At 69.1% G+C, this 3,819-nt stretch carries 3 protein-coding genes; all 3 read right to left on the bottom strand.

Annotated elements, in window-relative coordinates; translation table 11 throughout:
- Positions 1-78 precede the first annotated feature (78 nt).
- Complete coding sequence (locus tag ABZ117_RS34160; protein ID WP_356826688.1) at positions 79-2,271, bottom strand: MMPL family transporter; 2,193 nt, start codon at positions 2,269-2,271, stop codon at positions 79-81.
- Positions 2,272-2,727: 456 nt separating this feature from the next.
- Positions 2,728-3,390: a ScbR family autoregulator-binding transcription factor gene (locus tag ABZ117_RS34155; RefSeq protein WP_356826686.1), complete on the bottom strand. Its 663-nt coding sequence runs from the start codon at positions 3,388-3,390 to the stop codon at positions 2,728-2,730.
- A 280-nt stretch (positions 3,391-3,670) separates the two neighbouring features.
- Positions 3,671-3,819: sigma-70 family RNA polymerase sigma factor (locus ABZ117_RS34150; protein ID WP_356826690.1), on the bottom strand; the 149-nt coding region annotated here is incomplete at its 5' end.

Raw genomic sequence — 3,819 nt, 5'->3', positions numbered from 1 at the left:
ACCCGGGGGTTTTGCCGGTGTACCGCTCGAATTCGTGCGGGGCCGTACGGCCCGGCAGGACTTCGGTGGGTGACGCGGTCAGCCGCGGCGGCCCGCCGGGTCGTGGGTGGCGTCCCGGTCATCGTCTCCGTGGACCGGTCCGGAGCCGACGGTTCCGGCGGTTGCGCCGGTGGCCGGCACCGCCGCCCGGTCCCCGTGGCCCGGCCACCAGGCCGCGTGGCCGATGAGCGCCGTGAGGCTCGGGGTGAAGAACATCGCCATGATGAACGCGGCGACCGCGATACCGAAGGAGACGGCGAAGCCCATCTCCATGAGCAGCGAGTTGCCTGCCAGCATCATCGTGGCGAAGGTCGCCGCCAGGATGAAGCCCGCCGCGGCCACGGTCGGTCCGGCGTGCCTGAGCGCCATGCCCGCCGCCTCGCGGGGGTCACGGCCCTCGCGGGCCTCCTCACGGAGTCGGGCGATCATGAGGATGTTGTAGTCGGTGCCGATCGCGACCACGAACAGGTACATGATCACCGGGAGCATGAACATCAGTCCCGGGTGGCCCTGCCCGTCCTGGAAGATCCACACGGTGGCGCCCAGGGTGGCACCGAAGCCGAGGCCCACCGAGGCCATCAGGTACCAGGGCGCGACCACACTGCGCAGCAGCAGCCCCAGAATGATCATGATGAGGAGGGCGGCGACGGGGAACACCGTGCGGTAGTCGTGGTTCACCGCGGCGTCGATGTCCTTGTAGATCGAGGACATGCCGCCGACGAACGCCTCGGTGCCGCCGGGCGCGGCGGAGTGCGCTACGTCGCGGACCCGGCCCACGGCGTCGATGGCCTTGTCCGTGGACGCCTCGTACTTGAGCGTGACGGTGAAGTCGGCGGTGGTGCCCGGCTTGTTCACCTGGGTCATGCGGGCGGCTGCGACACCGTCGACGGCGCCGAGCTTTCGCGCGTACGCGTCGAAGGCGGACCTGTCCAGCGGCTTGCCGTCGGTGGTGGAGAGGTAGACGTCGGTGGGTGCCGCGGCGCCCGCCGAGTACGCCTTCTGCATCTCGTCCTGGACGACCATGGACTCCTTGGTCTTGGGCATGGAGCCCGAGGCCAGGTCGAAGGTGGCCTTGTAGCCGAGCGTGCCGAGCGACAGGGCGAGCAGGATGAGACCGGAGACCACGGCGGTCAGCGCCGGGCGGCGCTGCACGCTCCGGCCGAGGGCGGCGAAGCGGGCGTTCTCCGGCTCCTTCTGCCAGGACTTGGAGGGCCAGAACACCTTGGGGCCGATGAGCGAGACCACGGCCGGGATCAGGGTCAGGCCCGCGACCAGGGTGGCGGCGACCGCGATGGCCAGCGCCGGGCCCATCTGCTTGAGGAAGCCCAGCGTGGACAGCGAGAGCGCGAGGAAGGCGATGACGACCGCTCCGGCCGCCGAGGCGATGGCCTCGCCGACCCGGGCGACCGCGTTGATCATGGCCTGCTTGGGCTCGTCACCGGCGCGCAGCCTCTCGCGGTACCGGAATATCAGGAACAGGAAGTAGTCCGTGCCGACGCCGAAGAGGACGACGATCAGGATGGACGAGATCGAGCTGTTGGCCTGGAGGTTGAACAGCTTGGTGGCGTAGGCGATCAGCCCGTTGGCGACGGCGGACACGAGGCCGATCAGCAGCAGGGGCAGGACGGCCAGGATCGGCGCCCGGAAGATGATCAGCAGCGTCACCAGAATGATCACGAAGGTGCCGATACCGATCAGCGCCTGGCCGCGCTTGGAGGAGTCCTCCTGGTCCAGGGCCTGGGCGGCCGAGCCGCCGAGTTTGACGTCGAGATGCGTGCCCTTGGCCAGTTTCCTGACCTCCGCCCGCAAGTCCCTGGCAGCGTCGACCTGTTTGGGCTGGCCGGCGTTCTTGCTGTCCATCTGCACCAGGGTCAGGGCGTACCTGCCGTCCTTGGACGGCTGGCCGGGGACGACCTTCTGGACCTGGTCGATGTGCTTCTTGCCCAGATCAGAAGTGATCCGGGCGGCATCCTTCTGATCGGCGGCGGTCAGCTTGCCGCCGTCGGTGCGCTGGTAGAGCGCGATCGCGGACGGAGTGAAGGCGCTGGGGAACGCCCTCTCCTGGAGTTGTGCCGCTTTGATGGATTCGTAACTCTTCGGCAGGAAACTGCTCTCGTCACTGTTGGAGGGCAGGCTCGGAGCGGTGGCCACAATGGCCACCGCGGCGATCAGCCATGCCACGATCGTCCAAATGGGATGACGGACGACGGTGTTGCCTATTCGTCGGAACATGCGGAGGGTCCTCCTGGGAAGGAAGATCACCGCAGCCCGGGGAGCGGTCCCTGGCATCGGCGACCCCGACCGGCACGCAGGTCACGGGCCGGTCGCATGGTTGTCTTGGTTGCCCATCCTAATGACCACGCGCACATGTTTTCGCATCGGACGCGCTGCGCCCGGCCGACGCCGTTCAGAAATGAACGGCTCGCCAACGCCGCCCGAAGCAGGCGGGGTTGAGAAGTGATCCGAACGGCGGGCAGGGTCCGCCATCTGCCTGACCGGGTAGGCGGCACGGGCCTTCCGAACGACCGACACGCCGTGCGGACCCGTCCGCAAACCAGCACAGCGGTTTGGTTGGGGCCTGCGCGTGCGCCGGTCGGACGGCATGGACACGGCTGCCGGTCGGACGGCATGGACACGGCTGCTCGTCAAACGGCATGGCACGGCTGGGGGCCCGGCGCGTGGACCGGCTCAGGCGGGGGCTCCGGCGAGGGCTGCCGACTTCTCGTGGACCTCCGCGATCACTCGGGCGCCGCGGTCCGGTGCGGTGTCCAGCCGGACCAGGACGGCCGGGGCCGCGACCGAGGGGAGGAGGTGGTCGTACAGCGCCGCCATACGGTCGTCGAGGTCCGCCCAGCCGGCCACCGCCTGCGAGACGAACTGCACGCCGATCCACGCGCCGAGGAAGACCTGGGCCGTCTCCTCGGGTGACACGTGCGGGAGGACCTCACCGCGTTGCTTGGCCTCCGTCAGGACGCACGAGGTCAGACGGGCCCAGGCGGGCCAGGTGCTGCCGAGGATGTCATGGCCCTGGAGGTCGGCTGAGAGCCGGACACCGGCGAGCAGCATGGGTTCCTGGGGCAGGCGGTTGGCCAGCGTCATGCCCGCGTCCACCCATTCCTGGAGCTTCAGCTCGCGGGGCAGGTGGTATTCGGTCCTCATCTGCTCCTGGAGCACACCCCGGGCGAGGGCGGCCTTGGAACCGAAGTGGAAGTACAGGGCGCCCTTGGTCACGCCGGCCCGCTGGAGGATCTCGGCGATGGTGGCGGCCGCGTATCCGCGTTCCGCGAAGACGCCGGCGGCGGCCTCGAGAACAGCACGCCGGGTCCGGACAGCTCGCTCCTGCTGAGCCATGGACGCTCCCCCGGCCGAGAATCGAACCAAACAGGTCGTATCTTATCGCACACCGTTCAACAAGAGGGCTGACCAGGGACGTTGGGCGAAGAGGAAACGAACGGGCGCCGGTCGGACCGGACTTGCCCGTCGACGGACGGTGAAAAGACGGAAAGCCCCCCAGGTGGGGGGCTGTGGGCAGGCGCACCGCGAGAGCCCGGGGCCCGGACGGGAGGTGAACGCGGCGACGGTGCCCCCGAGGTCAGGGGCGCCGGACGAGGCCGTGACCGTCAGGTGGTGGTCAGCCGGTGGTCAGCATTCCTTCGCGCAGGCGCTTGAGGGTGCGCGACAGCAGCCGCGAGACATGCATCTGGGAGACACCCAGACGCTCACCGATCTGCGCCTGCGTCAACTCCTCCACGAACCGCAGATGCAGGATCACCCGGTCCC

Origin of the sequence: Streptomyces sp. NPDC006309 (assembly GCF_040613095.1) — a bacterium.
Taxonomy (GTDB): Bacteria; Actinomycetota; Actinomycetes; order Streptomycetales; family Streptomycetaceae; genus Streptomyces.
The sequence above is the reverse complement of the archived record's forward strand: the minus strand, read 5'-3'. Positions and strand labels throughout refer to the sequence as shown.

What these genes read in the sequence shown, in the direction of transcription:
- ABZ117_RS34160 (WP_356826688.1), bottom strand. Translation starts at nt 2,271, where the DNA reads ATGTTCCGACGAATAGGCAACACCGTCGTCCGTCATCCCATTTGGACG.
- ABZ117_RS34155 (WP_356826686.1), bottom strand. Translation starts at nt 3,390, where the DNA reads ATGGCTCAGCAGGAGCGAGCTGTCCGGACCCGGCGTGCTGTTCTCGAG.